Genomic DNA, 1,922 nt, shown 5'->3' on the forward strand with positions numbered 1-1,922 from the left:
ATGGTCAAACAGATCAAGGATAATGGCCGACTGGAAGTCGCCATGATCGGGCATTGGTCTTCGCGCTTTGCCGAAGGGGCGCGCGTGACGGTCTATTCCGATAACGGCAAAACAACACGCGGCACGATCCTGACGATCAAGGCATCAGGCCATACCTATAACACCGAAATCGAAAGCCAGCCGGTTACATGGGAACAGCTTGAGCTGCGTCTGGATGCGCGGGTGTCAAACGGAGATGACGTGCGCGCCGTTGGCATCAATGTCGGGGATATGGTTGCGATTGATACCAATGCCGAATTTACCGACAGCGGCTTTGTCGTGTCGCGCCATCTTGATGACAAGGCGGGTGTGGCGGCTGTTCTGGCGGCTGTCCGTGCGCTTGTGACGGGAAAGGTATCCTTGCCGGTCGATTGCAAAATCCTGTTTACCATTGCCGAAGAAGTCGGTCATGGCGCGCCACATATTCTTGATGATGATATTGCCGAACTGGTGGCAGTTGATAACGGCACCTTCGCACCGGGGCAGAACACCAGCGAGTATGGCGTGACCATTGCGATGAAGGACATGTCCGGCCCGTTTGATCGCAAGCTTAATCGCCATATGCTTGATCTGTGCGAAGCAAACGGCATTGAGCATTCCCGCGATGTGTTCAAGTTTTACCGAAGCGACGTGGCCGCCGGGATTGAAGCTGGCTATGACGCGCGCGGATCATTGATCTGTTTCGGGCTGGATGCATCGCACGGGCATGAACGTGCTCATATCGACAGCTTCGTCGCGGTCGGTGAATTGCTTGTGGCGTATCTGCAAAGTCCGTTGCTTGGCTCGGATGTTTGACCCGGAGACTTGATCACGCCTCTGACAAGGCGTCTTCCGGATCGGGGTCAAGCGGGCGGGGGCGACCAGCCTCATCGAGCGCGACAAAGGTAAAGATACCTTCGGTCACCTTATCGGATGTTTCTTCAAAGCGGGTCTGGCGCCAGGCCTGGACATGGATGCGAAGGGATGTGCGCCCGACATGGATGATTTCGGTGAAGAACGACACTTCATCGCCGACATGGACCGGACGCAGGAACGACATGCTGTCGACAAAGACGGTTGCGGTTCTGCCCTTGGCCCGGCGTGCGGCCGCGGTTCCGGCGGCAAGGTCCATTTGCGACATCAACCAGCCGCCAAAGATATCCCCGGTCGGGTTGGTATCAGACGGCATGGCAACGGCACGCACCGACGGTTGACGGTCAGGCAGGGTGTCGGTGGCATCGTTTACAAGGGTCATCGAAGGCTTTCCGAAGTGGGTTTGTCCGATGACGTTACTTTAGTTTGTCTAAATAAAGCCAGCACAAAATGTTGCCAAATCAGGGACATACCGGATGTCCAATGGGCTGCTATCCGATGTGGATATGATGGTGCCGGGCCCCGGTTTTTCGGCGTGGATGCAGGTGTTTTGCGACCCAACCAAGAATTCGGATTTTTAATCTTGACCAAATGATCAGGATTGGACATGCTGTATCCGTCAGAGAGAGGCATCTGCACGTGTATCAACCGGGGATAACCCCGAAACTATAACCACACGGCAGATCAAATACTGGGAAACAGTTCAGCATTGCCTGAACGGATACGCCAAGAATGTCAGTACGAGAGACCCTGAGTTGGTCGGGCCCGCCCGTCCACGTAACGCCATAATTGCATTCTGATCGCGCGATAGCTGCGATCATTTTTGGCCCGCGGTCGATTGTAATGTCATTCTTGTTTTGTCTCTCGATGACGTCAGGAGAGGACGCCTTTTTGGCAGGGAGACAAACAAATGACCACCTTGCAGGCCAAGCAAGCTTCAAAATCCGGTGCCGTTCATGGCGGTGCTGGTCACAATGACGCAGATGACGGTTTTTCCGATCTGCATCCGGCCTATTCCGAACTTCAGGCCT

At 54.8% G+C, this 1,922-nt stretch carries 2 protein-coding genes; one reads left to right on the top strand and one right to left on the bottom strand.

Translation table 11 applies throughout. The features are described 5' to 3' along the window. The coding region (locus B2T33_RS09455; protein WP_286791790.1) for an osmoprotectant NAGGN system M42 family peptidase at nucleotides 1-834 on the top strand (834 nt) is incomplete at its 5' end. Between the two features lie 13 nt (nucleotides 835-847). On the opposite strand, the gene B2T33_RS09460 is transcribed toward B2T33_RS09455, so the two are convergent. After that, the gene (locus tag B2T33_RS09460; RefSeq protein WP_120226549.1) at nucleotides 848-1,273 is read right to left on the bottom strand and encodes an acyl-CoA thioesterase; all 426 of its coding nucleotides are present in this window, start codon (nucleotides 1,271-1,273) and stop codon (nucleotides 848-850) included. Nucleotides 1,274-1,922 lie beyond the last annotated feature (649 nt).

It is taken from the genome of Thalassospira sp. UBA4513 (assembly GCF_002388495.1).
GTDB classification, from domain to species: Bacteria; Pseudomonadota; Alphaproteobacteria; order Rhodospirillales; family Thalassospiraceae; genus Thalassospira; species Thalassospira tepidiphila.

What these genes read in the sequence shown, in the direction of transcription:
- B2T33_RS09460 (WP_120226549.1), bottom strand. Translation starts at nt 1,273, where the DNA reads ATGACCCTTGTAAACGATGCCACCGACACCCTGCCTGACCGTCAACCG.